We start from the raw sequence: 25,089 nt of genomic DNA on the forward strand, positions 1-25,089 counted from the left end.
TTTCATGGATTCATTGTCTCGCTGTCACGGTCCGCATGCGGCGCACAAAGGGGTGAGCAGCAAATCGAAGCCCGCGACACTCCCATCGTCACAGCTTCACCCTCCGCAAACGCGCAGCATTGGCGATGACACTGACCGACGACAGCGCCATTGCGGCCGCTGCGATGATCGGCGACAGCAGGATGCCGAAGAATGGGTACAACACGCCCGCCGCCACCGGCACGCCCAAGGCGTTGTAGATGAAGGCGAAGAACAGGTTCTGGCGGATGTTGCCCATGACCGCCTCCGACAGCCGCCGCGCGCGGACGATGCCTGTCAGATCGCCCTTCAGCAGCGTGACGCCCGCGCTCTCCATCGCCACATCGGTGCCGGTGCCCATGGCGATGCCGACATCGGCGGCGGCGAGCGCCGGCGCGTCGTTGACGCCGTCGCCCGCCATCGCGACAACCTCGCCCGCCGCCTTGTGCCGCTGCACCACCGCGCTTTTCTGATCGGGCAGTACCTCGGCCTCGACCTCGTCGATGCCGAGCTGGCGGGCGACCGCCTTCGCCGTCGTCCAGTTGTCGCCGGTCAGCATGACCACCCGGATTCCCTGCGCCTTCAGCGCGGCAAGCGCCTCCGGCGTCGAGGGCTTGACCGGATCGGCGATGGCGAAGATGGCAGCAACCCGGCCCTCCACTCCCATGAAGATCGCGGTTGCCCCGTCCTCGCGCAGCCGGTCGGCCTCATCGGCCAGCGGCGCGACATCGACGCCTTGTTCGGCCAGGAACTTTGCATTGCCAAGGGGGATGCGCTTGCCCTCGACCGTGCCGTAAGCGCCTTTGCCGGTCGGGGAGTCGAAATCCGTGACTGATGCGGTCACGATCCCGCGCTCCTCGGCCGCGCGCACGATGGCGAGCGCCAGCGGATGCTCGCTGGCCCGCTCCACGCTGGCGGCAAGCCGCAGGGACTCCTCCTCGGTGAACCCCGGCGCAGGAACGATGGCGGTGACGGCGGGCCGGCCCTCGGTCAGCGTACCGGTCTTGTCGACTATGATGGTATCGACCTTCTCCATATGCTCCAGCGCCTCGGCGTTCTTGATCAGCACGCCCGCCTGTGCGCCACGCCCGACACCGACCATGATCGACATCGGCGTCGCCAGCCCGAGCGCGCAGGGACAGGCGATGATCAGCACGGAAACCGCCGCGATCAGACCGAAAGAGAAGCGCGGCTCCGGTCCCCAGATCGACCAGGCGATGAAGGCAAGGACTGCGACCACGATCACCGTCGGCACGAACCAGCCCGACACCTGATCGGCGAGGCGCTGGATCGGCGCGCGACTACGCTGCGCCTCGGCGACGAGCTGGACGATCTGCGACAGCATGGTGTCGCGGCCGACCTTCTTCGCCTCGATCACCAGCGCGCCGGACTGGTTCATGGTGCCGCCGATGGCGGTGGCGCCCACCTCCTTGGTGACCGGCATCGACTCGCCAGTCACCATCGATTCATCGACGGCGCTGCGTCCTTCCAGAACTTCGCCATCGACCGGCACCTTCTCGCCGGGACGCACCCGCAGGCGGTCGCCGACATGAACGGTGTCGAGTTGAACCTCCTCCTCGGTGCCGTCGTCACGAATGATCCGGGCGGTCTTGGGGGCGAGGTCGAGCAGCGCCCGGATCGCGCCGCTGGTGCTCGCGCGCGCCCGCAATTCCAACACCTGCCCGAGCAGCACGAGCACAGTGATGACCGCGGCCGCCTCGAAATAGACCGCGACCGAGCCGTCATGCTGGCGGAATGCATCTGGGAAGATGCCCGGCGCCAGCGTGGCGACCACGCTGTATATCCACGCCGTTCCCGTGCCCATGGCGATCAGTGTGAACATGTTGAGGCTGCGGTTGACGAGCGACTGCCAGCCACGCTGGAAGAACGGCCAGCCCGCCCAGAGAACGACTGGCGTTGCGAGGATCAGTTGCAGCCAGTTCGAGACCTGCTGGCCGATGGTGTGAGTCAGACCGAACAGATGCCCGCCCATCTCGAGAACGAATACCGGGATCGCCAGAACAAGGCCGATCCAGAAGCGGCGCGTCATGTCGATCAGTTCGACATTGGGTTCGGCCTCAAGGCTGACCAGCACCGGCTCCAGCGCCATGCCGCAAATCGGGCATGATCCGGGGCCGACCTGCCTGATCTCGGGATGCATCGGGCAGGTATAGACCGTTCCCTCGTGAACCGGTTCTTCCTTCGCCGCCGCCACTGCCGGATCGAGATAGCGGTCGGGGTCGGCCAGAAACTTCGCATGGCATCCGGCAGAGCAGAAGTAATAGGGCCGACCGGCATGCTCGGCCTTGTGCTGGGTCGTGTGGGGATCGACCATCATACCGCAAACCGGGTCCTTGACCTTGTGCGTGTCGTCCTGCGCGACGGCCGCGTGATCATGCGCATGACCTTGGGCGGTATGAGCGTGTCTCTGGTTCTGATGATCGTGTTCGGTCTTGCTGGCCATTTTCACGCGTCCTCGGCGTCTAAGCTTGCTCTTTGCCTATTCTGCGCCTTCCAACCGTTGGAAGGTCAAGAGGTGATCGGAGTCCAGAGTTCCTGCCATCAGCGGTGAGCCAGCCCGAAATGACGAGTGCTTTGCGATCACCACTCGCGGACATGTGGCCGGCATGGCCACCGTTAGACATTGACATGAGTTCACTCCTTGTTGCCAAAGGAGGACGCCGGTGCCGGCGTCCTCTGCCAGCGCCGCCTATGCGCTGACCGCGAATTCGGTCATCATGCCTGTTTCAAGATGCGGCATATGATGGCAATGCAGCATCCAGCGCGCGGCTTCTCCGGCATCGAGTGCCACGTCGACCATCGACATCGGCGGCACATACACCGTGTCCCGCCGCGCGCCCGTGACCGCACGTCCATTCAGCCCGACGACCTGGAACACATGGCCGTGGAGATGCATCGGGTGACCCATCATCGACATATTGTGGAAGGACAGCACGATCCGTTCGCCGCGCCTCGCGGTAACCGGGCGATGCTGGCCCCAGACGGCACCGTTGATCGTCCACACATAGGGCTGCATCGAGCCGCCCAGCATCACCATGTGGCTGCGGTCCACCGGCCGGTCCGGCAAGGTCTCAGAGGCGATCAGGCGCGTCTCCTGCGCAAGGTCGGTGTCAAAGGCCGGTGCTTCGGTTTCTGCCAAAGCATCAATGTGCCGTATCTCGGCGCCCGGAGTGGCAAGGATCAGACCGGTGCGCTCCGGCGCGCCTTCTCGCAGCGCGAGGATCGGCCAGGCACCGCCCTCCGAAGGCAGGTCGATCTCAAGGTCGAGCCGTTGGCCCATGGCCAGACCGAACCTCGTGCCGGAGAGTGGCTGAACGGCATGGCCATCAACCGCGACGAGCCGGGCCTGCGCTTCGCCGGTGTCGAGCCAGAACACAGTCGCCGCAGCGGCGTTGATAACCCGCAGGCGGATACGCCCGCCGCGCTCGACCTGCACCACTTCCGGGTCCGAGAGCGTGCGATCGTTGGCAAGATAGGCGTCCCAGTCGTAGTCGTTGAGGTCCATCGCCATATTGTCCATGGACCCCATTCCCATCATGCCACCCATGGCGCCGTGATCCATGCCATTCATCGGCATGTTTCCCATCGCGCCGTGGTCCATACCGGACATTCCGCTCGTGCCTGCGCCTTCGCCGCTTCCGTGACTGCCCGTGGCGCCATGGCCGGACTTGATGTCAGCCATCACCTCCTCGGGCGCCTTGAACGAGAAATCATGCAGAAACAGCACCACCTCCTGCCGGTCAGCCGCGACATCCTCGGCGCTGCGCACGATCAGTGGCGCGGCCAGAAGGCGCATCTCGTGCAGCGGCACATGCGCGTGCATCCAGTAGGTGCCAGGCAGAGGTGCGAAGTCATAGGCGCGTGTCTCGCCGGGGGCGAGCATCGGCAAGGGCATGTCGGGCACGCCATCCTGCGCATTGGGCGGGATCTGGCCGTGCCAGTGAATCAGTGTGGCGGTATCGAGTTCGTTTGTTAGATCCACCCGGAAGGCCATGCCGGGATCGAGTGTCAGGCCCTGTCCTGATGGCCCGGCAAGACCCCAGACAGTGGCGGCGCGTCCGTCGATGTCCAGCGTCCGGCTGGCGGCGCGAAGCGACAGCGGCGTGGCGTCCTGCGCTGTCGCCATCCGGGGCACATGAGCGTAGGCCAGCATGGCTGCGCCAGCGGCGAGAAAGCCGCGTCGTGAAAGGGTATTCATGGTCGTCTCCTCGGGACAGCAGTCCCGTTTCTCAAAGCTGTCGGAAGACCACGGGCCGAAGCCCGGGCGCGATCAGAGGAGACGGATCTTCGGAGGACGCTCGTTCAGACCAAGCGCCCGACCGGCGATGCTTGCATCAGGCGGCAGGACATAGATGGTTGGCGTGTATTGGTTTCCAGAACCACTGCTCGGTGATATGAGAAAGAGCGAAAAACCTGCACAAACCAGTTCACAGGTTCCCGCATCCATATCTGCCGATCCGCAGTGTTTGCTGCTGCATGCAGGCTCGATGCCGGCTGCGGAGTTCATCATCTCGTTCACATGAACAGCTTGATCTGGCGTTATGCTCATGCGTACAGCGTGCGCGGAGAGCACCATCGTCATGACGGCGACCGCGACTATGGCAAGCATGGATACAACACGCGCAAACATACTGGAAAGATAGGCGCTGCTTACCGGAATGTCTATTGCAGATGGCGTCGCACCTCTGGCAAGTCTTCTTGACTCTCTCGTGAGTTGCAATTCCTCGCTACTGAACATGCGTGCCATGCGAAAGAAGCTCCAAATTACTTTCTGGTCAGGGTCGCTCCTCGGAGGTGCGATCGTGGCAACATTGGCTGGATGGCATTACGCCCGTTCCGGGTCCACCGTTGCGGCATCAGCGGAGGTCGTCGAGCAGGGCCGACAAGTCTATGCGGATCAATGCGCGTCTTGCCACGGCGCGAATCTGGAAGGGCAGCCGGACTGGCGCTCGCCGCTTCCCTCTGGTCGGCTCCCCGCACCGCCGCACGACGAAAGCGGCCACACCTGGCACCATGCCGATGAGATGCTGTTCCGCATCGTCAAGGAGGGTACAGCGGCCATCGTCGGAGGGAGCTATGAGAGCGACATGCCTGGTTTTGCCGATGCCCTGAGCGACGGCGAGATCCGGGCTGTCCTCGCTTTTATCAAGAGTACCTGGCCGGAACGAGAGCGCGGATATCAGGAGGAGGTTTCCCGCCGCCGCTGAGGTTCGGAGTCCCGCCTACGCGGGCAGTTGTTGACCTGCGAAGTCGGCATTGACCCGTCCCGTTTCCGGCTCATCCATCCTTGGGCCTCACTGAACGGATGATGTCTTAATGATGCCGCTGACATTTTTTCGGAGACACAGGAAGTTCACCAATAGCCAGGTAAGCTTGAGACAACGGCTTGTGCGAAGCTGTGGCGCCGAGCCCTCGCGCATCAATCAGTTCAAGAGCCTGCAATAGCTTCTCGGCAACTTCCATGTCGCCGTCCGAGCACGCCCGTTTGAACAGGTGCAGGATTTCGCCGGCAAGCGTCATGGCTATTGCTTCCTGGCGCCGTGGCCGCTCAGTTTCGCCTTCGCCGAAACGACGGGCCTCGTGTGCTCGAACCTGTTCCCTGTCGCGCCCGAACGATCGCGGGTGCGCGTGGGGCTGGTTTCAGGACCATCAGTCGCGGACAGTTCATCGATGATCGGGCAGTCCGGCCGGGCATTGCCCCGGCAGTTCTCGGCCAGATGCTTGAGCATCATGCTCATTTCCCTGAGTTCGCGCGCCTTCCGTTCAAGTTCTTCGACATGCTCGAGCGCCACGCGCTTGACGTCCGCGCTCGCCCGGCTCCGGTCTCGCCACAGGGCAAGCAATTCCGTCATTTTCTCGACCGAGAAACCGAGATCGCGCGCACGCCTGATAAAACGCAAAGTATGCACGTCCTTGTCGGAGTAATCCCGGTATCCGCTATCCGTTCGCGACGCTTCCGCGATCAATCCGATCGATTCGTAGTAGCGGATCATCTTCGCCGAGACGCCCGATGCCGCCGCTGCCTTTCCGATGTTCATCGCTGGTTCCTTTCTTCGATTTATGTAGGTGCTTCTTCGGGCGTAAAAAACACGTCCGCATGTATGTCCTCGCCGCGCAAGCCCAACTCGCGAAGCATGATGCCGGCAGCATCGATCATGGCAGGCGGTCCGGCCATATATGCCTTCCAGCCATCGAGGTCCTGCACGTCACTCACGATCGCATCCGTTACCAACCCAGTTCGGAAGTGATCGGATCGCCTCACTTCCGAAAGCACGGGTGTGAAAGTGAGGTTGTCGTAGGCGCTCGCCAGAAGACTGAAATGGTCGACGAGATAGAGATCGCGTTCCGTCCGCGCCCCGAAATAGAGATGGATCGGCTGTTGCAGGCCGCTTGCCAACGCCGTTTCGACAATCGACTTGATCGGCGCCAGTCCCGACCCGCCGGCAACCGCCAGAATTGGACCCGTATGCTGTTCGCGCAGAAACGAGCTGCCGAGCGGCCCGCGAACCGAAACCTCGTCACCGACCTTGAGCGACCTGGCGACGTGTTCGCTGGTCGCTCCGCCGGGGACATGCCTTATGTGAAATTCGAGGCAGGATCGACCCGGCTGGTTCGCCATCGAATAGTCGCGCGCCGGAACACCATCGAACGTCAGCTGCGCATACTGGCCCGCCTTGAACGCGATGGCCTCTTCCGTTTCGACCTCCAGCCTGATCTGCCGGATGTCGTGGGTTGCGTCATCGATCGCGACGACCCGCGTCCGATAGGTGCGGACGGGAAGATCAAGCTGTTCTTCCTCCTCATCGAGCCACGCGACGGTGCAATCCGTGAGCGGCTGCGCGCGGCATGCAAGGATCAATCCCTCAGCCCGCTCATCGTCCGTCAGGGAAAAGCGTGTATGCGGCAGAAGATCGACCTCGCCGCTGAGCAGTCGGGACTTGCACGAGCCGCAGCGGCCCGAACGGCATCCATGAGGATATGCGATCCCTTCTTCCAGCGCTCTCTCCAGAATGGTTCGGCCATCCGGCACGTCGATGATGCGCCCCGCCTGCCGAATTTCGATTTGTCTTGCCATGACGATCTCCCTCAAGCGGCACCCGATGACAGTGCTTCCGCCAGGCGAGGTTTCTGGTCGGCGAACGTTCCGTAAAAGACCTGTTCATTGATGATCGTGATCGGGGCAACGCGCACGCCGGTCCGCGCTTTCGCCTCTTCGGCGATCTGCGGATCCGACAGGTCCAGCTCTTCGAATGAGACGCCTTGATCAACAAGCCAGCGTTTGACCGCATGGCAATCGGGGCAGGTTGGCGTGGTATAAAGCACCACCGACGGAGTTTTCGTGTAGGTCATCGCTTCATTCCTTTAGGTGTGGCGAGCCTGCCGGAGCAGGCTCGCCTGTTCTCACTCCGCGGGCGCGAGTTCAGGCTGACGGGGCCGGACTGCACCGATTTCCGCCTGCGCGGGCGCGCGGAAGGTCTTGAGCCTCAGCGCATTGCCGAGCACGAAGACGCTCGACAGGGCCATGGCGCCGGCGGCAAAGACCGGCGACAGCAGGATGCCGTAGGCCGGATAGAGCAGGCCAGCGGCAACGGGGACCAGAGCCGTGTTGTAGGCAAAGGCCCAGAACAGGTTCTGCCGGATGTTGCCGATCGTCGCCTTCGACAACGCGATCGCGTTCGGCACACCTTGCAGGCTGCCCGACATCAGCACCACATCGGCGGCCTCGATCGCGATGTCCGTACCGGTGCCGATGGCAAGGCCCACATCCGCCTCGGCCAGCGCCGGCGCGTCATTGATGCCGTCGCCGACAAAGGCGACCTTGCCGTGCTCGGCCTTGAGGCGGCGCACCGCGTCGACCTTGCCGTCCGGCAGCACTTCTGCCACCACCTCGTCGATCCCCAGCCGAGCCGCAATGGCTTTTGCCGTGCGCTTGTTGTCGCCGGTGATCATCGCGACCTTGAGGCCGAGATCGTGCAGCGCCTTGATCGCCGCAGGCGTGGTCTCCTTGATCGGATCGGCCACGGCGATGACCGCCGCGAGCTTGCCGTCGATCGCCGCATAGAGCGGTGACTTGCCCTCATTGCCGAGACGTTCGGCAATTTTTGCGAAGGCAGCCACGTCATGGCCGAGGTCTGCCATGTAGCGGTCAGCGCCGATCTCGACGCGCTTGCCGCCGCTCACGGCCTTGACGCCGAAACCCGTCACCGATTCGAAGTCCGACACGGCCGGCAGCGGGATGTTCCCCCCGGCGGCCGCATCCACGATCGCACGGGCGATCGGATGCTCCGACTTCGCCTCGACGGCCGCCACCAGACCGAGGACATCTGCCCGGTCGAAACCAAGGGCCAGTTCCAGATCGGTGAGCGCAGGCTTGCCTTCGGTCAGCGTGCCCGTCTTGTCGACGGCGACGACCCTGGCGTCCTTGAGCAGTTGCAACGCTTCGCCCTTGCGGAAGAGCACGCCAAGTTCCGCACCGCGGCCCGTGCCCACCATGATCGAGGTCGGCGTCGCCAGACCCATGGCGCAGGGGCAGGCGATGATCAGGACGGCGACGGCATTGACCAGAGCGAATGTAAGTGCCGGTGACGGCCCAAACCAGAGCCAGGCCGCGAAGGTCAGGGCCGCTACGGCGAAGACCGCCGGTACGAACCACATCGTCACCTTGTCGACCAGCGCCTGGATGGGCAGCTTGGAGCCCTGTGCCTCCTCGACCATGCGGATGATCTGCGACAGCACGGTGTTGCCGCCGACCGCCGTCGCACGGATGGCAAAGGCACCCTTCTGGTTCACCGTTCCGGCCACGACCTCGCTGCCATTCGTTTTGGACACCGGGATCGGTTCGCCCGTGATCATCGATTCGTCGACATAGCTCTGGCCTTCGATGACCTCGCCATCCACCGGGATGCGATCGCCGGGACGAACCTCGACGATGTCTCCCGACAGCACGGCGTCGATCGGCAGTTCGACCGTCTTGCCGTCCCTGCGCACGCGCGCCATCTTGGCCTGAAGGCCAACGAGACGCTTGATCGCCTCAGAGGTGCGTCCCTTGGCACGAGCCTCCAGCAGGCGACCGAGCAAGATCAGCGTCACGATGACGGCGGCTGCCTCGAAATAGACATTCACCGTTCCGGCAGGCAGGAAACCGGGCGCGAAGGTCGCGACCAGCGAATAGCCATAGGCGGCGAGCGTGCCGACCGCGACCAGTGAATTCATGTCGGGGGCGAGCCGCCACAGGGCGGGCAGCCCCTTGTCATAAAAGCGGATACCCGGAACGAACAGCACGATGGTCGTCAACAGGAACTGGATGTACCAGTTCATCTGCATGCCGATGGTCGAAGCGATCAGGTCATGCATGCCCGGGACGACGTGCGAGCCCATCTCCAGGATAAAGACAGGCACCGTCAGCACCGCCGCGATGGTGAAATCGCGCGTCAGTTCACGGCGCTCCGCTTCCTTCTTTTCGGAACGATCATCCGTCTCGCCCTGGCTGGTTCCTGCCGCCGTGGCGATCACCCTGGCGTCGTATCCCGCGCCCTCAATGGCAGCCACCAAAGCCGCCGCATCGGCGCTGCCCTGGATCGTGGCCTTCTCGGTCGCGAGGTTGACGACGGCATTGGTGACGCCGGGTACGGCCTTGAGCGCCTTTTCGACGCGTCCCACGCAGGATGCGCAGGTCATGCCCTCGATCGCCACTTCAAGCGAGGCTGCCGTTGGCGCGGAGAAGCTTGCCGCAACCTCATAGCCTACATCCTCCACGGCCTTGACGAGCGTGGCAGGATCGACCGCAGCGTTCGTGGTGATGCTCGCCTTTTCTGTCGCCAGATTGACGACCGCATCGGCGACGCCAGGCACGGCCTTGAGGGCTCTTTCGACACGACCTACGCAGGATGCACAGGTCATCCCCTCAATGGGGAGTGATATCGTTCCAGACAAGTCTGTTGCTCGAACGGGGGCATTCATAGCCGCCTCCTTTTTTGTCCCGAAATTCCAGTTCGGACAGAAGATGGGGCTTCCAGCCATGGGAAGGTCAAGAGGACAAAAAGAGAAAAATCGCTATTGACCTTCCCATGGTTGGAAGCCCTACATCCGGCAGCGTGAGACCGAAACAAGGAGAATTCTCATGGAACTCAGAATCGAGAACATGACCTGCGGCGGCTGCGCGAAATCCGTCACCAAGGCGATCCAGTCAGTCGACCCCACCGCCAGGGTGGAGACGAATCCGGAAGCGCGCGCGGTTAAGGTCGAGACGACTGCTACGGCGGGGGCTCTTCAGCAGGTTCTCGAAGAAGCCGGCTATCCTGCAACTGTAAACTGACCAGGAGCTGCGTCATGAACAAGCTCACCCCGATCTTCATTGCCGGCGCGTTCGTCATTGCCGGCGGACTCGCCTACGCACAGTCCCAGATGGACGAGCAAGGCCAAGGAGCGACCATGAATCACGGTGAACATGCCGGACACGGCGCCGGCACGCCTTCGGATAACCCTGTCATTCGGGCCTACAGGCAAGCCAACGACAAGATGCATGCCGATATGGCGATCGAATTTACGGGCGATGCGGATGAGGATTTCATGCGCGGCATGATCCCCCATCACCAGGGCGCCATCGACATGGCTCGTGTCGTTCTCGAACACGGATCAGACCCCGAGGTGCGAGCACTTGCTGAGGAGGTCATCTCCGCCCAGGAGGCGGAAATCGCGCAGATGCAGGAATGGCTGGCCAAGCGCGGCCAATGACACGGTGAAGGGCGGATCAATTCCGCCCTTTTCCTTTGCCGGTCATCAGCACGATGACAGTTGCCACCGCGAAGGCGACAAGCACTCCATCGGTTCGCCTACGATCAAGGCAAACGGCTGCGGTGGACACAGAACGACGCCCGGAACCCTGCTTAGATAATGGTGATGCGTCCGCTGCCTCGACCAGGGATAGTAGCGTATCGGCCAGATTCCTGACCGTAAGCAACCCGACCCGAAGCTCGCCAACAGCGGCGATCAGATTCTCGGCTCTGATCTTCATGGATTGATCTCCTTTGCTTGTCTGGGATGATAATCCTTCCCACCGTTGGAAGGTCAACCCTACTGATGATCACGACAATGGGCAAAGCAGTCGGAAGGTGCCGACGAGAGATTTATTGATCGGAAGGAACCCAAGGTGGCTCTCGAGCCTTAATATACCCATATGGGGTATTTAACGGCGATGTGCCAGAAGAACAACAAAGCCCTCCGCACGAGGCTCAACCGGATTGAAGGACAGGTGCGCGGGGTCGGCCAGATGGTCGCGGATGACCGCTACTGCATCGACATCCTGCACCAGGTTCACGCGATCAAGGCCGCTCTCGCCAAGGTCGAGACTGAAATCCTGAAGTCCCATGCCGCCTGCTGCGTCGAGGATGCGATCGCCTCGGGGAACGCCGCGCAGCAGCGCGCGAAATTTACCGAGCTGGTCGAGGTCTTCGCCAAGGCGAAGCTATAGACATCAAAGGAACCGAAAATGGCATCTGGAAAACACGCCGAACTGCACCGGATGGTGACGCCCGAACATACCTGTCCCTACGGTCTCAAATCCCTCGATCTTCTGAAACGTGAGGGTTACGCAGTCAACGACCATGAACTTACTTCCCGCGCCGAAATTGACGCCTTTAAGGAAGAGCATGGTGTAGAGACCACACCGCAGACCTTCATCGATGGCAAGCGCATTGGCGGTTATGACGATCTCCTCGCTTTTTTCGGCAAGGAGGTGAAGGACAAGGACGCTACCACCTACACGCCTGTGATCGCACTGTTCTCGATGGCAGCGGCAATGGCGCTGGCGGCGAGCTGGGCTGCGTTCGGAAGTCTCCTCACCGTCGAGGCGGCAGAGTGGTTCATCGCCATTGCCATGTCCCTGCTCGCCTTACAGAAGCTGAAGGACGTGGAGGGCTTCGCCACCATGTTCCTGAACTACGATCTGTTGGCACAGCGGTGGGTGCGTTACTCCTATATTTATCCGTTCGCCGAGGCTTTGGCAGGCATTCTCATGATCGCCGGAGCCTTGATGTGGCTGTCGATTCCGGTCGCCCTCTTCATCGGCACAATCGGAGCCATCTCCGTCTTCAAGGCGGTCTATATCGATAAGCGCGAACTCAAATGCGCTTGTGTCGGCGGAGACAGCAACGTGCCGCTCGGATTTGTGTCGCTGACCGAAAACCTGATGATGGTCGGAATGGCCATCTGGATGCTGCTCAAGCCGATGGGCGTGGGTCTTGGGCATTGATTAAGCGCAGCGGGAGAGACGAGATGACCCAATCATCCGACACCAACAAACGGCACCACGAGAACCACGGCGCAGGCCGTCCCTATCTGATGTTCTGGATCAACATGGCGCTCGGTCTGGTCGTCATGTACGTCGTGATGTTTTCGATGATCGACGGTCTGCATGACTTTCGGAACAATCTCAACATGTTCTACATGGCCGTGACCATGTGGGCGCCGATGGGCATCTTCATGCTGGCGACAATGCCGGGCATGTTTCCAAGAAGGGCTCTCAATCTCGCGCTCTATGCGGCGTTCATCGTCCTGACGATCGGGTCGTTTGCGGCGACGCGCGCACAAACCTTCATCGACGATCGTCAGTTTATCGACTCGATGATCCCCCATCATTCGGGAGCTATCCTGATGTGTCGGGAGGCCGATATCAGAGACGCCGAACTGGTTGCATTGTGCGACGATATAATCCGCGCGCAACGGTCTGAAATCGAACAGATGGAGCAGATCAAAACACGTCTCGACAATGCTGACTGACTATTCTGAGACACGAGCACTTATGGTGTCGCTGCTCGAACAACTGGGAAAAGTGCGACACACTAGATACCCAGGCCTTTCGATCGCCCCAACTGCCACGACACCGAACCACCCTGCACGACGCCCATGACCTCGCGGCCAAGCTGACGGTCGATGACCGGCCGCCACGGGACAAGCGTGAACTCATAGCTCTTTTCGACGATGGCGAACTTGCCGCTGGATAGCTGCACGGTGCCGGTGAACTTGCCGTTGACGTTCTCGCTATCTGTGGCGGCACGGAACGGCAGCCCCTTGCTCTCCGCCATCTCCGCGCCGACGCGGGCAACCTCCCGCTCGCGCAGCGTGGCTAGCAGGTTGCGCCGGTATAACACGCGGCCGTCCCGCGCTCGGGTAGCGTCACCCTGTTCAACGTGATGCTCGCGGCGGCGGTCGATGGCCTCACGCACCTCCTGACCGAAACCCGCTGCTGCAAGGTCGGCGGTCTCGCCGTGGATCATCCGGCGGTCAAGCCAGGTCACGCCGTCCGCCCCGATCTGCTTTTCCAGATCGAAGGCCGACAGGGCGCGAACGCTGGCCTGCCGGGTGCGGCCAGCGTCATAGGCAGCGGCGCGGCTCTCGAAATCCTCGGGGATACGCCACTGGTCGGCGTCGATCCGCTCGGCGATTCCAGCGCGGCGTAGCGCCTCCAGTCGCCGAACATGCGCATCGACATAGCCCTCATAGTCGCCGCCGGGAACGCGGCCCTCGAATTTCGCCTGCTCCAGATGGCGGCTCGGCCGATAGATGCCGTCCTCGGCGATGGCGGCAATGGTGCGGTCGGACGGTCGGGCCGTCGCCTCGGCACGGCCGATCTCGATGACGCCGCCGATCCGGGCATCCTCCAACTGCATGGGGTCGATGTTGGCGATATGGTGCGTCCGCCCGTCGATCCCGTCCACGACGATGGTGAGATTGTCGCCCAGTTCGTTGGCGAGATATTTGTCGAGGACGCGGCCGGTGACAGGCGTTGCGGGTGCGCCCTCATGGATGCGGAAGGTCATCGGATCGCGCTCAAGCCCATCGGCGGCGAGCGATCTTTGCATGGTGCGGATAATGTCGCCGCGCTCGCCCAGCTCGCGCAGCGTCAGTTCAAGCCGCTCGTTCAATTCCCAGACGCCGGGCGCGTGTTCGGTGGCGAGGCCCATCCGCCCCAGCTTGGAAAGCCGACGCAGGCGAAGGCTGCGCTCGAACTGCCGCTTCGGCTCCCCCGGCTCGTGGCGCAGGTCGATGAACCGTCCGTCGGCTTCCTCAGCCATGGCTCGGTCGATGCGGGTGAATCGGTCCTGATCTATTTCGGCGGTGAGCTTGCGGGTCTGCTCGATCTCGGTCACGGGGCCGAGTTCGAGGCTGGCAAGCTCGCTGGCGCGCTCGCGGATGCCGTGAACGATGTAGTCGCCGTTGATGACCAGATCTTGCCCCAGCTCGTCCTTGCCCCGGACGATGACATGCACATGGGGATGGCCGGTGTTGTAGTGGTTGACCGCAACCCAATCGAGCTTGGTTCCGAGGTCGCCTTCCACCCGGCCCATGAGGTCGCGGGTATAGGCTGTGAGGTCGGATAGCTCTGCCCCGTCCTCGGGCGAGACGATGAACCGGAACTGGTGGCGGTCGTCCTGGCCGCGATCAATGAAGGCGTCGCGGTCGGCGCGGTCTTCGGTGGCGGAATAAAGCTGTCCGCGCTCGCCGTCGCGCGAAGTGCCGTCCCGCTGGATATAGCGAAGATGGGATTGCGCCTTATGGCCCTTTCCGGGGTGGAGGATGTAGCGCTGCTGGACGATGACGCGACGCGCGCCCGGCTGCCGGTGATGCCAGCCGCCGCCGAGGTTGCGAGTGCGGACGAAGATCGCGCCGCGCCCGCGCTTCACGCCCTTGCCGCTCGACAGGACCACATGCGAACCGGCCGGGGTTACGGGCGTGAACGCCGCCGTTCCGAAACCGACGCGGGGCGACGTGCGGCGCTGCTGCCGGGCGATCTTCTTGGCTTGCGTGAGAAAGCTCTTGGTCTTGCCCGCGCGCGGCGTGTCCGAGCGGATACGGCCGGGCTTCGGCCGGAAGCGGTTTTCGTCATCGGCGCTCATGGATGCGCCTCCGGCCAAAATGGTGGAAAATCGGGCAATCGGCGGCCATGGTGCCGGTCGAAATCCCGCAAAGCCAAGGCGTTGCGCGAAATTGCGGCACTCCACGCCTCAAATCCATGGTGCCGGAATCGGCCGCCCAACCAGTGTGCAGACAACAACAATTTCGGAAACCGGCCCGATATGGTGCCGGTTTCTTCAATCTTGCCCTCCTTCCTTTTCGCCCTTTCCGCCCTTCCTGCCGGGAATCCAGCCAGGCGCAAACCTGCCCGACTGGACACCGGAACGGATCGCGCCGAGGACGGGAACGCCGTCCTCATGGCGTTCCCCCATCGTCGGCGCGGGCCACGAAAATGCTGCCGGCCTGCGGCGCGTGACGAAGAGCGGGGCTTCGCGCCAGTCGGGCGGCGGTGGCGGTGCCGATACCATGGTATCGGATGCAGCCGCGCCGCCGAGAACCGGCGCGAGCGCGGCCACATAGGCGCGGGTTTCGGCGGGCAATGCGCGGCCGGTCGCAAGGTATTCATCGTAGCGACCGGGACCGGCATTGTAGGCCGCCAGCATCGCCGCGACATTGCCGTAGCGGTCGAACATCTCGCGCAGATAGGCCGTTCCTGCGAGGATGTTGTCGCGCGGCTCGTAGGGATCGCGGCCGAGCCGATGACGGGTGCGCAGGCCCGCCCAGGTGTCGGGCATGACCTGCATCAACCCCATCGCGCCGGCCGTTGAGACCGCGCGCACGTCGCCCGCGCTTTCGGCGCGCAGCACGGCGCGAATCCAGAGTTCGGGGATGCCGAAGCGCTGCGACGCCTCGGCAATGTGAGCGGCATGAGGATGGGCGGCGGACTGAGCGGCCGGCGTCGATTGCGCGACCGCGAAAGCCGATCCGCCGCCGAACGACAGCACGCCGGCTACTATCAGGGCGGCATAGCGCCATGCCGCCCTGTCTCCGCCACGACACCAGCCTGCCAGCGTGCTCGCTGCGGTCAAGGGCAAGGCGCAAGCGCCGGCCGTTGGCCGCCCTTGACCTTCGCTGCGCGCGTCGGCCGTCTCGCGCCTGAGCGGGACGGCGGGATGAGCCGGTCCTTCCGCGAACAACGGGATGAGGGTCTTGAGTGCGGGAATGATGCGGGTTCGCATGGCCTTAGTCCCGCTCGTCGCGCGGTTTAGGGCGGCTCCAGTGCAGCGACCACGACGCGCCCGCATCGTCGTCGCGGAACAGGTTGGCGCGGATCGGATGCGGGAATGTGGGATCGTCCAGCAGCACGGAAAGATATTCGCCGGCCTTCTCGCCGGTGCGTTTCCAGGCTGCGCCGACCTCCGGGCCGGTTTCGTTGCTCATGCCGTCGAAGAGGTGAACGCGATAATCCGGTGCGTTCTCCGCATCGGACGGCTCTGCCGCGACGATGATGATGTCCTGATGCAGTAAGAGCGTCCCGAGGTTTCCGATGAAGCCGGCCTCGTCGCGCGTAAATTCACCAATCTGGGGCATGACATTCTCCTTGGCGGTGAGGTTGGAGAACCATCGGCGGGCACCGCTCCCGCTGATGGGGAAGCGGTCATTGCGTCGGCGCGCGCCATTCAAAGCGGCCGTCGCCTTCCTCGTCGGTCCAGATCGGGACCGCTCGGCCGATGACGGAATTTGCGGGGATGGGGCCGAAGTATCGGCCGTCGAGACTGTCGGGAACGTCCCAATTCATCAGGAAGAGTTCGCCGTCGCAGATGATGCGGCAGCCCTGCCAGACAGGGTGTTCGCGGCCGATCCGGTCATGCGCCAGCGCCTCGCCGATCTCGATTCCGTTGACCGTGATCGCGGAGCCGTCGCGGCATACGCGCTGTCCCGGCAAGCCGAGTACGCGCTTCAGGAGCGGGACGCCGCGTGCGACGTAACCCCGTTCGATCATGAAGGCGGCGAGCGGTTCGGGCGGCATGACGGCGACCAGCTCCGGCACGTCGAGCGCGTCGGCTGGCGCGACCGTGTAGAAGCCGATGGGCGCGCTGGCGGTGGCGTTCCAGATCAGTTTCGCAGGCCAATCGACGACGCTTGCGGCGGCGATACCGATGACGGCCAGCGCCGTTACCGTGAGGATGCGGCGGCACGTCATGGGTCGATCCTCTGGCGGCCGATCCATGCTGCATGCCGCTCGGGCGTGTAGGGATGCGGCTCCAGACCGACCGTCAGGCGGTTATGAACATGCCGCCAGTGCTCCGGCGATACGTCTGCCGGATCGAGGCCGAGCGCTTTCACGGCGTCGATGGCGGCAAGTGCGCGTTGCACCTTCGCCCAGCTACCGAGGCGCAACAGGATTTCGCCACCGGGGCGAACAAAGGGCAGCGTCTGGAACGGCTCCCCACGGCCGATGGCGCGCACGATGTCGATGCGGGAAATCACCGTGCCATGGTCGCCGGCCGCCCATCGCACGAAAGCGAATATGCTGTTCGGCGCGAAGCCGACGACGCTGCGGCGGCGGTCGATGATCTGTTCGTAGCTCTTGCGGCCGAAGCGTATCCAATGCTCGACCTTGCGCTTCTCGAAGGTCAGTTCGACCAATGTGGTGAAGGGTGCGGGGCCATCCGGCAGCGGACGGCCGGGCATGCGGCGGGCCGCTTTGCCGGTCATGGCTGATCTCCTTCGGAGGATGGAAATTCACGCGCGAGCAGGTCGCGCAGCATGTCGCTGGCGGTGATGCCGCGCCGGAAGGCGGCGACCTTGATGCGGCCGCGCAGCTCAGGCGTGACGTCTATGGTCAGGCGGGCGGTGAATGCTTCACCGGCGGCCTTTCCATCCGGCTGCGCCTCGGCCGCCCTGATCCAGCTTTCGGGATTGCCCGGCCGGGAGGCGAAGCCGGGCTTGCGGGTGCGTCCGGTCATGGCGCGGCCCTTCCGATGCGCAGCCGGTCGATCTCGGCGGCCAGCGCCGCGATTTCGCGCGCGGCGGGGCTGTCGCCGTCAATCTCGCTGGCGAGCCGGCCGGACTGCGCGGCGTCGGCGAAGACGACACGCTGGCCGATGGTGGCGGAGAGCATGGGCGGATCGTGATCGGCCAGCGTCTCGGCCGTCTCCCGCGCGATGACCGTGCGTATGCCGCAACGATTGAGAACGAAGCGGGCGGCAAGCTCGGGCCGGTAGATGCGTGCTTCCCTCAGAAGCGCCAGCATCTCGGCCGAGGCCCAACCATCGAAGGGGGACGGCTGCACCGGGATCAGCACGAGGTCGGCGGCGAGCAGCGCCGAGCGCATGAGACTGGCGACACGGGGCGGCCCGTCGATGACGACATGATCGGAATCGCGGGCCAGCTCCGGGGCTTCCCGGTGCAGCGTATCGCGGGCCAGGCCGAGGGTGCTGAACAGCCTCGGCAGCCCTTCATGGCTGCGCCGTTCGGACCAGTCGAGCGCGGAGCCTTGCGGGTCGGCGTCGATCAGCACGACGCGCCGTCCTTGCGCCGCCCAGGCTCCGGCGAGATGCAGCGCCAGCGTGGTTTTGCCGACGCCGCCTTTCTGATTGAGAACGGCGACGATCATGGCGCACCTCGCCGGGTGGCGCCGGCACTGTCGTTTTTCCAGGTTTCGTGAATCGAACCGTCGGCAGAATCTTGCCTTTCCAATGGATTGGCGGAGAGCGACTCGTTCCAGGTTTGTGAATCGGGCTCGTGGTGATCCGGGTTTGCGTACTGGTTTCTGCGCAGATTTTGCGCCACCTGATCGTCGTTGATCGAGTGGACCGGCTTGGAAACCGAGGGGTTCTGGGCAGTATTCGGTTCCGGGTTCGTGAACCCGGTTCGCGTTTCCCGGAGCGAGTCCGCGAAACCTCGCCCCGGTTCGCGAAACCTGGCACCCCGACAGGCACCATGGATCGCGTGCGCGCGCGTCAAAGAAGAAGAGTTAGATTCTTTGTTAGATTCTTCTATAGAGTCCGGCGGGCGATTTGCGCCTAATGTCCCGATACTGCGTGCGCCTAATGTCCCGATAGGATTCACATGGTTATCCACAGGCACTGTGGATAGATTTTCGGGACGGAAACGCAGCAACTCCCGGCCGTCTTCCCATTCGATCTGGAGGCAATAGCCGGGCAGCGACTGGCGGGCAGCGATCCGGCGCAGGTCGAGCGCGAAGTCGGACGGCCGGGCCGAACTACCGGATTTCTGGTGAAGGTGGGAAACCTCGAACGCCCAGCCCTCGGTCTGGCGTCCGGCATGCTTGCGGGCGACGCGATACAGCCAGCGCTCGATGCCGCCGGTCAGCCGGAAATAGGCCGGGTCGATGGTCAGCACCAGCGAGCGGTCGATGACGCTGTTGTAGAACCATTCGGGCAGGACAAATTCCATGCCCTCGACGCGGCCCGTGCGCGTCGTCATTTCCTCCCACTCGTTGATCCATGAAAACTGCCGCCGCCGCCAATGCCGGCCGTTGCGGATCGTCGTAGCGATGACGGTCGATTGCAGGCGCGCGAGCGCGGCCTTGAGCAACAGGTAATCCCGGTTGCCGGTGGCCCGCCCGATGGCGCGCAGGAGCTGATATGGCATGAAGCGGAAGAAGCGCGACGTGGTGAAACCGGCGTTCTCGGCCGCGACGATCTGGCTGGCAGCCCAGATGAGCACATCCGCATCCCAGATCGTCGCCATGCCATGTTCGGGCATGGCGAACACCTGCACCTCTACATCGGCGGCCCGGTAGAGGATCGGCGTAGTGCGGGGCCGCTTCGCCAGCGAGAAGAAGGGCCGCTCCATCAAATCGCGCTGGTCGCGCGGCGCGGCATCGCCGGTTGCGACCACGAAGGGATCGAGGCGGCTGCGCTCGCTGGCGTCGGTCGGCTGCGCGGGTCTATGTTCGTCGTCGCGCAACATTCAGCACTCATCCCGTTCTTTGGGTGTGAGCGGGCGTGCGGCGAAGACCGTGCCGGCGTTCTTGTCGCGGGTGGATTTGCGGGTGCCGATGGCGCTCCACGCTTCCAGATCGCGGACGGTGTAGAGAACGCGGCCGCCGACCTTGCGATAGGTCGGGCCGGTGCCGTAGGTGCGATGTTTCTCCAATGTGCGGATGGACAAGCCAAGGAAGCGCGCAGCTTCCTTTGTGCGCAACAGGCGCGGCGGCAGGTCCGCATTGCGGCGGATGGCCATGGGGTTCACCTCGTTCGTCGGTCGGGCTGCCGATGCCGGCAGCGGGCTATGGCGAACGATGGCGAGGGATCGGCGACCTGTAGCGTGCCGTATTTGCGCCTATGCGCTGGCGGCACCCCCCGCGAAGACGAAAAGCGGAACGATTTCAGTGGGGGCGTGGCCGTCGCGTTGAATTGGCGAAGACATTCGTGCGCGGTTCGGTTAAGACTACGGGCGGAGCAGACGCGCTGCTCTGGGGCTTAGTAACCCCTGTTGGCGGTTGGTGTCGGCCGTGACGGCACCACACTCCTTGACCCTATGGTCGGGGAGCCCATGGCGTATGTCCAGGGCTACCCGCCTAAAGGCCATGGGGCCGTCCAACACGGTTACTAACTCCCCGATCACCAGGTCAGAGGGGCCATTTGCGGGGGCGCACCGCAAGCTCGGCTCTTCCGGGTAAAAGGGGAACGACGATGCAAACACCCGTCGAACTCGATCCTGATGTAGGCGACGAAGCGCCAACGGGTAACAACATCACGCCATACGATGAACAGCACTACGTCACCTATCTGCGCCTTCTCGACGCGAAGGCGGAAGGCACGGACTGGAAGGAAGTTGCGCGGATCGTCCTGCACCGCGATCCGGTTGACGACGAAGCGCGAACGCTGCGTTGCTGGGAAAGCCACCTCGCGCGCGCCCAATGGCTTTCACGCGAGGGATATCGGCGCATCTTGGAACAGGCGGTCGCAGCTCAGCGCTGACTAGCGCTGGCGCTTCACTTGGCAGGCGGTTTGATCGGATAGTGCAGCAAGAGGCGGTAGCCGCCCCGCATCATCTTGATGCCGTGGGCGACCAGACGCCGGACCTGATTCTTGCGGGGATCGGCTTCCCAATCTTCCTTGCTCCCGCGAAAGCCGAGCAGAATTTCGGCAATGACGCGGTAGCTTTCGCCCCGCAGGCGAGCGTCGAGCGCGCGCAGGGACAAGGTGTGAAACTGCCGGAGCTGGGCGGGCATGGTTCGGAAGTCCGGGCCAGGTGCCCGTCCGCTGAGGGATCGCCATAGGCGGCGGGTCGCATGGGCGCGAAGCTCCATGAAGGAATCCATCAGCAGGGTAGCGGCATAGAAGGCGGCTGCATCGGGCACGGCCTCGGGCAGCCAGAATTGATGCGCGACGCCATCGACCTGCCAGATACCATGCCATCCGTCCGCCGCGTGCCGCAGATCAAGGCCGGACAGATGCGCCAGCGTCACTATAGGTTCTGTCGCGCCGTCCCGATGCTGGACGGGCGAAAGGAGAACAACTTGCGGCTGGAGGCTTGGAATCCAGAACAGGGATTGTCGGTCAGGTGGGGTTTCGGGGTCGGACGGGAAATCGCAACCCCCAACGCTTCGAGAAGGTTTCCAGTCGGCTGGCAGCCGGTTTCTTCAAGCGTGATATGGTCTCGAAGTCGCGATGATAGTCCTCATTGCGACGAAGATACTCCCAGGCGAATCCGGCGGCGGGGATGGTTTTTGCGTGCCCGTAAGCGCCCGGAACACGCCAATCAATACTCAACATGGCGTCACCTCCCTATACCGGGCGGCGCAGGGCAACGCCCGGATAGAGAGATTTCAAGAAGACCGGAAGTCGTTGTAGCTGTGCAGTCGCGATAACCGAAGCGCGTAACTCAATAAATTACTTGGTTACTTTGTTCTTAACAGTGCGTGTGTGATTCTGCGAGTCGGGCGCAGCCCGGCGAGCGCGGCCATGTTTTTGGGCATGGCCGCACCGCCGATCCGCGATGCCGGATCGGCGGAAAATTGGAGAACCGGGAAGCCGCGCAACCGGATTTCCGGCTGCGCGGCTTTTGAGGGCTATGCGGCCTTCTCCAGCAAGGTTTTCGCCTTCGTTTCCAGTTCAAGGCGCGTATCCTGATGGGCCTTGCTGCGGGCATGCGCCGTCATGCCTGCGACGAAATCGAAGATGCTTTCGGGCGGGCGGCCTTCCTCCTGCAACACGGTTTCGATGATCTTGCCGGTTTCCGCCTTGCTAAAACCGCGCTTGCGCAAAAAGCTCTCCCGATCCTCGTCGGTGCGGGCGACGATCCGCTCCCGCGCCGCCTTGATCCCGGCGACGAAAGGCGCGGGGCTGGAATTGGCAAAGCTGGTCAGCGCCGGGGTGGCTTCATGGGCGAAGCGTTGCGCGGCAAACTTGCTGTGCCGGATGCTGATTTCCTCGAAATTCTCGACGCCCCACAAATTTCGATTCATGCAGACCGCCCGGAGATAGAAAGAGGCGATGCCGAGGGTCTTCGATCCGACTTCGCTGTTCCAGCAATAAAAACCCCGGAAATAAAGGTCGGGGTCGCCATTCGGCAGGCGTCCGGCTTCGATGGGGTGCGTGTCGTCCACCAGAAACAGGAAAACGTCGCGGTCGCTGGCGTAAAGCGTGGTCGTGTCCTTGGTTACATCCACAAAGGGGTTGTGCGTCATGGTCGCCCAATCCAGCACGCCCGGCACCTTCCACATGGTGTCCCCGGTTCCGTTCCCGGCGATCTTCATCACGGCGGCGACAAGCTCATGATCCCAGATGCGGCCATAGTCGGGGCCGGTCACGGCCCGAAGCTCAACGCGGCCATCCTCGGTTTCCAGCGTTTTCACAAGCTCGCCGCGATGGGACAGTAAGCCATGTTGCAGGTTGATGCCAGCCAGCGGCGCGGGAAGCTCGCGCAGGTATCGGGCCGGTGCACCGACAAGGCTGCAAAGCTGGCCGAAACTCCAATGCGTCGGGGCGACGGGTTGCTCCTGTCCGGGCACGATCAGCGAAAGCCGCTCGGTATTGTCGCGGGTCGCCTCCACGCGCACGGCGCGGCTCTCCACGGTGCGCGCCTTGGCGCGATCCGCGCGGGCCTTCACCGCGTCGTAAAGCTCGGTGAGCGACAGATAGCGCTCATCATCCGGGCGCGAAAACCATTCCGATGAAACGCGACCAATATTCTGGCCGCGCGAAATGTCCACGCGATACCCCTTGGAAACCGGCTGGCTGGCGTTGATGGTCATGGTGTTCATGGTCTTTCCTTTCATGGGCTTGGGTTGGAGCGCAGCGCTGCGCTGCAACCCTGCCCGTCGGCGAGACCGGGGGGTGCAAGGTGCAAGGACGGACGGGCGGAGGGGGATCACCCGGCCTGCACAAGCGGATCGAAGTCATAACGAAGGTGCGAAAGCTGGCATCCGCGCGGAAGGCTGGGGATACCGCCCGGCCGCCCTTGTGCCGCGCCAGGGGGCAGCGCCCCCAAGCAACCAGCCCGGCCAGAGCGCAGCGGAGGACGGGAGAGAAAATCTGATCGGGATACGCAAAACCCGAGAACCGGAAAGCCGTGTATCCCGATCTCCTTGTTCCTTGAGCGGTGGCGGCCATGAGCAAAAAGAAGCCCCGCTCGGTTGAGCGGGGCAGTCTCGGGGCCGGTCTTAGTCGCCGTTGCGGCGGGACCAGATGAGGTTGTGGGACTTTCCGTCCTCGGCTTCGACCAGGCTGGCGTAGATCGGTGCAGGGAAGCTCGGATCGTCCAGCTTGACGCTGAAGTATTCGCGCTGCGTCTCGCGGGCGATCTTCTTCCAGGCCGCGCCGAACTCGGTAGCGCCTGCGAAGATGCGGAAGTCGGGGCCGCGCTCGCTATCGCCCTCGGTGGCGGTGAACTTCGCCTTGACGTTGAGGGTCAGGGTCTTGACCGCGCCGGTGAAGCCCACGCCGTTCTCGTTCTTGGTGAAGGTGCCGATGGTTGCCATTGTCGTATTCCTTTTCCTGTCGGGCCGCGCCATTGCGACCTCGATGGCGGTCGTGAGACCGGGGACGATCGGCCCCGCACCCCTTGGGGCTGGAACATCGTGGAAGGCGGCCGGCGACGGCTTTTTTGTTTCGCGATGCAAAGCCGAAGGCGGCGGAAAAAAGCTGGCGACGGACGTTGCGGGAAGGGAGCGAGGCGCCGCTTCAGCGGCGGCGGTCCTCGGTCAGACCATGCCAATCGAGGACGCGAATGGGGCGTCCGAACAGGAAATCAGATGGAACACGGCAATGGCGACCGTCCTGCGCCTCGCCGGGATCGGGGACGGTGCGCGGGTCCTCCCGTTACGGCCTTCCCTGACCCGACCGGCAAGGCAAGTTCGCCGATCGCCAGCGGGGGCTATAGTGGGTGTGGTTTCGTCTGACCTTCGCGGGTGCTACCGTGTCCGGCGTGGCCCGAAGATCGCTTGCGGGGCGTTGCGCCATGCCTCGTCCAAGCGGACGGTTCGAGCTTCCCGGCGCTGATCCGCCTGCCGGTTGAAGCGGACGGAAAGCCCAACCTCGTCATGGGCCTGCCGTGGCGACCAGGATCGGCCCCGGGCCCCTTGCTCAACCGGGTTGGGCTTGCCGCGAAATGGGCGCCGCCGCCCTTGCGTTATGGGATTGAAGCCGAATGGCGGAAACGCGCCATAGGCGTGGTTCCGGCGCAGCCGAAAGCCCGGCCCGAAGGGTAACGCCATCAAACGACACCTATTGTCGCAAATTATGTCGCGCGTTTTCCGCCGCTAACGACAAAGACATACGACACGGAGACCTTTGATTTCCAGGATCGGCCGATCTGTTGCAGGCTTTAGGATTTGCGCGACATTGACGCGAGTGCGCTCCGTCTATAAGCAACAATTTCAACAAAACATGAAACGTTGAAATGATATGGACGAAAACGACGCGCTCGCGGGCTTCGCCGCGCTCTCTCACGAGGACCGCTTGCGGATAATCCGCATGTTGGTCGTCGCCGGCGCTGACGGCATGGCCGCTGGTGCCATCGCCGGCGCGCTCGATAATGCGCCGCCGTCGCGCGTCTCCTTCCATCTCAAGGAACTGGAGCGTGCCGGACTCGTGCAGGGGCGGCGAGATGGCAAGTCGATCATCTACAGCGCCGATTGGCCGGCGCTCTCCGATCTCGTCGCCTTCCTCATGCACGACTGCTGCCAAGGTCACTGCAAATATTGCGATCAAGCGATTGCCCTGTTCGCGAAATGCGAGGGCCGCCCGACCGGCACGATCCGCTGCGAATAGGACTGCC

Annotated in this window: 29 protein-coding genes and 1 pseudogene; 8 read left to right on the forward strand and 22 right to left on the reverse strand. The window is 63.4% G+C overall.

Features of this window, described 5'->3' with window-relative positions; genetic code table 11:
• Positions 1-88: 88 nt before the first annotated feature.
• The 3 genes from ACODTJ_RS10495 to ACODTJ_RS10505 all read right to left on the reverse strand — a co-directional run bounded on the left by ACODTJ_RS10495 (position 89) and on the right by ACODTJ_RS10505 (position 4,786).
• Positions 89-2,482 (reverse strand): heavy metal translocating P-type ATPase, encoded by a 2,394-nt coding sequence (locus ACODTJ_RS10495; protein ID WP_142847962.1) that lies wholly within the window; start codon positions 2,480-2,482, stop codon positions 89-91.
• A gap of 246 nt (positions 2,483-2,728) precedes the next feature.
• Positions 2,729-4,237: a multicopper oxidase family protein gene (locus tag ACODTJ_RS10500; protein ID WP_142847963.1), complete on the reverse strand. Its 1,509-nt coding sequence runs from the start codon at positions 4,235-4,237 to the stop codon at positions 2,729-2,731.
• 72 nt (positions 4,238-4,309) lie between these two features.
• Entirely contained in the window at positions 4,310-4,786 is a 477-nt protein-coding gene (locus tag ACODTJ_RS10505) for a hypothetical protein (protein ID WP_221930915.1), read from the reverse strand.
• A 55-nt stretch (positions 4,787-4,841) separates the two neighbouring features.
• On the opposite strand from ACODTJ_RS10505, the gene ACODTJ_RS10510 reads away from it, so the two are divergent.
• Positions 4,842-5,246: a c-type cytochrome gene (locus tag ACODTJ_RS10510; RefSeq protein WP_255448414.1), complete on the forward strand. Its 405-nt coding sequence runs from the start codon at positions 4,842-4,844 to the stop codon at positions 5,244-5,246.
• Positions 5,247-5,352: 106 nt separating this feature from the next.
• On the opposite strand, the gene ACODTJ_RS10515 is transcribed toward ACODTJ_RS10510, so the two are convergent.
• The 5 genes from ACODTJ_RS10515 to ACODTJ_RS10535 are packed head-to-tail and all read right to left on the reverse strand — an operon-like array spanning position 5,353 to position 9,999.
• Complete coding sequence (locus ACODTJ_RS10515; RefSeq protein WP_488848624.1) at positions 5,353-5,559, reverse strand: hypothetical protein; 207 nt, start codon at positions 5,557-5,559, stop codon at positions 5,353-5,355.
• Between the two features lie 2 nt (positions 5,560-5,561).
• A complete protein-coding gene (gene cueR, locus ACODTJ_RS10520) occupies positions 5,562-6,077 on the reverse strand; it encodes a Cu(I)-responsive transcriptional regulator (RefSeq protein WP_142847966.1) in 516 nt (171 codons plus the stop codon).
• A gap of 20 nt (positions 6,078-6,097) precedes the next feature.
• Entirely contained in the window at positions 6,098-7,114 is a 1,017-nt protein-coding gene (locus tag ACODTJ_RS10525) for a 2Fe-2S iron-sulfur cluster-binding protein (RefSeq protein WP_488848626.1), read from the reverse strand.
• 11 nt (positions 7,115-7,125) lie between these two features.
• Positions 7,126-7,389, reverse strand: a complete 264-nt coding sequence (locus ACODTJ_RS10530; RefSeq protein WP_142847968.1) for a glutaredoxin family protein — start codon at positions 7,387-7,389, stop codon at positions 7,126-7,128.
• A 51-nt stretch (positions 7,390-7,440) separates the two neighbouring features.
• Positions 7,441-9,999, reverse strand: coding sequence for a heavy metal translocating P-type ATPase (locus ACODTJ_RS10535; RefSeq protein WP_142847969.1), 2,559 nt, complete (start codon positions 9,997-9,999; stop codon positions 7,441-7,443).
• Positions 10,000-10,159: 160 nt separating this feature from the next.
• On the opposite strand from ACODTJ_RS10535, the gene ACODTJ_RS10540 reads away from it, so the two are divergent.
• Together ACODTJ_RS10540 and copM are read left to right on the forward strand one after the other, a co-directional pair.
• Positions 10,160-10,354: a heavy-metal-associated domain-containing protein gene (locus tag ACODTJ_RS10540; RefSeq protein ID WP_142847970.1), complete on the forward strand. Its 195-nt coding sequence runs from the start codon at positions 10,160-10,162 to the stop codon at positions 10,352-10,354.
• A gap of 14 nt (positions 10,355-10,368) precedes the next feature.
• On the forward strand, positions 10,369-10,773 hold the full coding sequence (gene copM / locus ACODTJ_RS10545) for a CopM family metallochaperone (RefSeq protein ID WP_142847971.1): 405 nt from the start codon (positions 10,369-10,371) through the stop codon (positions 10,771-10,773).
• Positions 10,774-10,789: 16 nt separating this feature from the next.
• Here copM and ACODTJ_RS10550 read toward each other — a convergent pair whose 3' ends face one another.
• A complete protein-coding gene (locus ACODTJ_RS10550) occupies positions 10,790-11,053 on the reverse strand; it encodes a hypothetical protein (RefSeq protein ID WP_142847972.1) in 264 nt (87 codons plus the stop codon).
• A 180-nt stretch (positions 11,054-11,233) separates the two neighbouring features.
• On the opposite strand from ACODTJ_RS10550, the gene ACODTJ_RS10555 reads away from it, so the two are divergent.
• The 3 genes from ACODTJ_RS10555 to ACODTJ_RS10565 are packed head-to-tail and all read left to right on the forward strand — an operon-like array spanning position 11,234 to position 12,816.
• Complete coding sequence (locus tag ACODTJ_RS10555) at positions 11,234-11,509, forward strand: metal-sensitive transcriptional regulator (RefSeq protein WP_142847973.1); 276 nt, start codon at positions 11,234-11,236, stop codon at positions 11,507-11,509.
• An 18-nt stretch (positions 11,510-11,527) separates the two neighbouring features.
• Positions 11,528-12,289, forward strand: a complete 762-nt coding sequence (locus ACODTJ_RS10560) for a MauE/DoxX family redox-associated membrane protein (protein ID WP_142847974.1) — start codon at positions 11,528-11,530, stop codon at positions 12,287-12,289.
• Between the two features lie 23 nt (positions 12,290-12,312).
• Complete coding sequence (locus ACODTJ_RS10565) at positions 12,313-12,816, forward strand: DUF305 domain-containing protein (RefSeq protein ID WP_488848628.1); 504 nt, start codon at positions 12,313-12,315, stop codon at positions 12,814-12,816.
• Between the two features lie 62 nt (positions 12,817-12,878).
• Here the strand turns inward: ACODTJ_RS10565 and ACODTJ_RS10570 are convergent, their stop codons facing one another.
• From ACODTJ_RS10570 to ACODTJ_RS10610, 9 genes and pseudogenes are all read right to left on the reverse strand, one after another.
• On the reverse strand, positions 12,879-14,933 hold the full coding sequence (locus ACODTJ_RS10570) for a relaxase/mobilization nuclease domain-containing protein (protein ID WP_142847976.1): 2,055 nt from the start codon (positions 14,931-14,933) through the stop codon (positions 12,879-12,881).
• 195 nt (positions 14,934-15,128) lie between these two features.
• Entirely contained in the window at positions 15,129-16,070 is a 942-nt protein-coding gene (locus tag ACODTJ_RS10575) for a lytic transglycosylase domain-containing protein (RefSeq protein ID WP_488848630.1), read from the reverse strand.
• Between the two features lie 4 nt (positions 16,071-16,074).
• Entirely contained in the window at positions 16,075-16,422 is a 348-nt protein-coding gene (locus ACODTJ_RS10580; RefSeq protein WP_142847977.1) for a DUF736 domain-containing protein, read from the reverse strand.
• Between the two features lie 67 nt (positions 16,423-16,489).
• Complete coding sequence (locus tag ACODTJ_RS10585) at positions 16,490-17,035, reverse strand: S26 family signal peptidase (protein WP_488848631.1); 546 nt, start codon at positions 17,033-17,035, stop codon at positions 16,490-16,492.
• Positions 17,032-17,550, reverse strand: coding sequence for a DUF2840 domain-containing protein (locus tag ACODTJ_RS10590; protein ID WP_142847979.1), 519 nt, complete (start codon positions 17,548-17,550; stop codon positions 17,032-17,034). Before ACODTJ_RS10590 ends, ACODTJ_RS10585 begins: the two co-directional genes overlap by 4 nt.
• Positions 17,547-17,801: a hypothetical protein gene (locus ACODTJ_RS10595; protein WP_142847980.1), complete on the reverse strand. Its 255-nt coding sequence runs from the start codon at positions 17,799-17,801 to the stop codon at positions 17,547-17,549. Before ACODTJ_RS10595 ends, ACODTJ_RS10590 begins: the two co-directional genes overlap by 4 nt.
• Positions 17,798-18,451, reverse strand: a complete 654-nt coding sequence (gene parA / locus ACODTJ_RS10600) for a ParA family partition ATPase (protein WP_142847981.1) — start codon at positions 18,449-18,451, stop codon at positions 17,798-17,800. Before parA ends, ACODTJ_RS10595 begins: the two co-directional genes overlap by 4 nt.
• 293 nt (positions 18,452-18,744) lie before the next feature.
• A pseudogene (locus ACODTJ_RS10605) lies at positions 18,745-19,773 on the reverse strand (replication initiator protein A); the annotation flags it as partial.
• Positions 19,774-20,046, reverse strand: a complete 273-nt coding sequence (locus ACODTJ_RS10610) for a helix-turn-helix transcriptional regulator (protein ID WP_142847982.1) — start codon at positions 20,044-20,046, stop codon at positions 19,774-19,776.
• A gap of 452 nt (positions 20,047-20,498) precedes the next feature.
• Between ACODTJ_RS10610 and ACODTJ_RS10615 the strand changes: the two genes are divergently transcribed.
• Positions 20,499-20,786: a DNA -binding domain-containing protein gene (locus tag ACODTJ_RS10615; protein ID WP_142847983.1), complete on the forward strand. Its 288-nt coding sequence runs from the start codon at positions 20,499-20,501 to the stop codon at positions 20,784-20,786.
• Positions 20,787-20,800: 14 nt separating this feature from the next.
• Here the strand turns inward: ACODTJ_RS10615 and ACODTJ_RS10620 are convergent, their stop codons facing one another.
• From ACODTJ_RS10620 to ACODTJ_RS10635, 4 genes are all read right to left on the reverse strand, one after another.
• A complete protein-coding gene (locus ACODTJ_RS10620) occupies positions 20,801-21,277 on the reverse strand; it encodes a DUF2285 domain-containing protein (RefSeq protein ID WP_255448417.1) in 477 nt (158 codons plus the stop codon).
• Between the two features lie 91 nt (positions 21,278-21,368).
• Complete coding sequence (locus ACODTJ_RS10625; RefSeq protein ID WP_142847985.1) at positions 21,369-21,584, reverse strand: transcriptional regulator domain-containing protein; 216 nt, start codon at positions 21,582-21,584, stop codon at positions 21,369-21,371.
• A 296-nt stretch (positions 21,585-21,880) separates the two neighbouring features.
• Positions 21,881-23,074 (reverse strand): DUF932 domain-containing protein, encoded by a 1,194-nt coding sequence (locus ACODTJ_RS10630; RefSeq protein WP_142848013.1) that lies wholly within the window; start codon positions 23,072-23,074, stop codon positions 21,881-21,883.
• A gap of 399 nt (positions 23,075-23,473) precedes the next feature.
• Positions 23,474-23,791, reverse strand: coding sequence for a DUF736 domain-containing protein (locus ACODTJ_RS10635; protein ID WP_488848636.1), 318 nt, complete (start codon positions 23,789-23,791; stop codon positions 23,474-23,476).
• A 925-nt stretch (positions 23,792-24,716) separates the two neighbouring features.
• Between ACODTJ_RS10635 and ACODTJ_RS10640 the strand changes: the two genes are divergently transcribed.
• On the forward strand, positions 24,717-25,082 hold the full coding sequence (locus ACODTJ_RS10640; protein WP_142847986.1) for an ArsR/SmtB family transcription factor: 366 nt from the start codon (positions 24,717-24,719) through the stop codon (positions 25,080-25,082).
• The last annotated feature ends 7 nt before the right edge of the window (positions 25,083-25,089 follow it).

This window comes from Allobosea sp. FG18 (assembly GCF_057809495.1).

Coding starts and splice junctions, on each gene's coding strand:
- ACODTJ_RS10495 (WP_142847962.1), bottom strand. CDS start 2,482: ATGGCCAGCAAGACCGAACACGATCATCAGAACCAGAGACACGCTCAT.
- ACODTJ_RS10560 (WP_142847974.1), top strand. CDS start 11,528: ATGGCATCTGGAAAACACGCCGAACTGCACCGGATGGTGACGCCCGAA.
- ACODTJ_RS10595 (WP_142847980.1), bottom strand. CDS start 17,801: ATGACCGGACGCACCCGCAAGCCCGGCTTCGCCTCCCGGCCGGGCAAT.
- ACODTJ_RS10550 (WP_142847972.1), bottom strand. CDS start 11,053: ATGAAGATCAGAGCCGAGAATCTGATCGCCGCTGTTGGCGAGCTTCGG.
- ACODTJ_RS10580 (WP_142847977.1), bottom strand. CDS start 16,422: ATGCCCCAGATTGGTGAATTTACGCGCGACGAGGCCGGCTTCATCGGA.
- ACODTJ_RS10530 (WP_142847968.1), bottom strand. CDS start 7,389: ATGACCTACACGAAAACTCCGTCGGTGGTGCTTTATACCACGCCAACC.
- ACODTJ_RS10570 (WP_142847976.1), bottom strand. CDS start 14,933: ATGAGCGCCGATGACGAAAACCGCTTCCGGCCGAAGCCCGGCCGTATC.
- ACODTJ_RS10585 (WP_488848631.1), bottom strand. CDS start 17,035: ATGACGTGCCGCCGCATCCTCACGGTAACGGCGCTGGCCGTCATCGGT.
- ACODTJ_RS10640 (WP_142847986.1), top strand. CDS start 24,717: ATGGACGAAAACGACGCGCTCGCGGGCTTCGCCGCGCTCTCTCACGAG.
- ACODTJ_RS10525 (WP_488848626.1), bottom strand. CDS start 7,114: ATGGCAAGACAAATCGAAATTCGGCAGGCGGGGCGCATCATCGACGTG.
- parA (WP_142847981.1), bottom strand. CDS start 18,451: ATGATCGTCGCCGTTCTCAATCAGAAAGGCGGCGTCGGCAAAACCACG.
- ACODTJ_RS10565 (WP_488848628.1), top strand. CDS start 12,313: ATGACCCAATCATCCGACACCAACAAACGGCACCACGAGAACCACGGC.
- ACODTJ_RS10630 (WP_142848013.1), bottom strand. CDS start 23,074: ATGAACACCATGACCATCAACGCCAGCCAGCCGGTTTCCAAGGGGTAT.
- ACODTJ_RS10590 (WP_142847979.1), bottom strand. CDS start 17,550: ATGACCGGCAAAGCGGCCCGCCGCATGCCCGGCCGTCCGCTGCCGGAT.
- ACODTJ_RS10610 (WP_142847982.1), bottom strand. CDS start 20,046: ATGGCCATCCGCCGCAATGCGGACCTGCCGCCGCGCCTGTTGCGCACA.
- ACODTJ_RS10500 (WP_142847963.1), bottom strand. CDS start 4,237: ATGAATACCCTTTCACGACGCGGCTTTCTCGCCGCTGGCGCAGCCATG.
- ACODTJ_RS10615 (WP_142847983.1), top strand. CDS start 20,499: ATGCAAACACCCGTCGAACTCGATCCTGATGTAGGCGACGAAGCGCCA.
- ACODTJ_RS10535 (WP_142847969.1), bottom strand. CDS start 9,999: ATGAATGCCCCCGTTCGAGCAACAGACTTGTCTGGAACGATATCACTC.
- copM (WP_142847971.1), top strand. CDS start 10,369: ATGAACAAGCTCACCCCGATCTTCATTGCCGGCGCGTTCGTCATTGCC.
- ACODTJ_RS10575 (WP_488848630.1), bottom strand. CDS start 16,070: ATGCGAACCCGCATCATTCCCGCACTCAAGACCCTCATCCCGTTGTTC.
- cueR (WP_142847966.1), bottom strand. CDS start 6,077: ATGAACATCGGAAAGGCAGCGGCGGCATCGGGCGTCTCGGCGAAGATG.
- ACODTJ_RS10555 (WP_142847973.1), top strand. CDS start 11,234: ATGTGCCAGAAGAACAACAAAGCCCTCCGCACGAGGCTCAACCGGATT.
- ACODTJ_RS10505 (WP_221930915.1), bottom strand. CDS start 4,786: ATGGCACGCATGTTCAGTAGCGAGGAATTGCAACTCACGAGAGAGTCA.
- ACODTJ_RS10540 (WP_142847970.1), top strand. CDS start 10,160: ATGGAACTCAGAATCGAGAACATGACCTGCGGCGGCTGCGCGAAATCC.
- ACODTJ_RS10625 (WP_142847985.1), bottom strand. CDS start 21,584: ATGTTGAGTATTGATTGGCGTGTTCCGGGCGCTTACGGGCACGCAAAA.
- ACODTJ_RS10515 (WP_488848624.1), bottom strand. CDS start 5,559: ATGACGCTTGCCGGCGAAATCCTGCACCTGTTCAAACGGGCGTGCTCG.
- ACODTJ_RS10635 (WP_488848636.1), bottom strand. CDS start 23,791: ATGGCAACCATCGGCACCTTCACCAAGAACGAGAACGGCGTGGGCTTC.